The sequence below is a fragment of the Alcanivorax sp. HI0083 genome (assembly GCF_001635175.1).
Window position 1 is genome coordinate 1 of record NZ_LWFX01000556.1, and the last position, 328, is coordinate 328.

Annotated in this window: 1 protein-coding gene; it reads right to left on the reverse strand. The window is 63.4% G+C overall.

All coding sequences use genetic code 11. The annotated features are described in order from the left end of the window. The coding region (locus A3754_RS05655; protein ID WP_156496834.1) for a toprim domain-containing protein at positions 1-328 on the reverse strand (328 nt) is incomplete at both ends.

Genomic DNA, 328 nt, shown 5'->3' on the forward strand with positions numbered 1-328 from the left:
GCCTTGTCAGTAAGTGCTCGCAACGCCTCGGGGCCTTGCTGGCGCACGAGTGTGTCCGGGTCTTCGCCGTCTGGCAGGAACAGGAAACGTACTTGTTTGCCGTCATCCAGAGCCGGCAACAGGGACTCCAGCGCCCGCCAGGCGGCGCGGACGCCGGCCTTGTCGCCATCGAAACAGAGAATCACTTCGTTGACCTGACGAAACAGTTTGCGGGCGTGGTCTTCGGTGGTGGCGGTGCCCAGGGTGGCGACCACGTTGGGCACGCCGTGTTGGGTCAGTGCGATCACGTCCATGTAGCCTTCCACCACATAGAGGCGGTCGCTGCGAT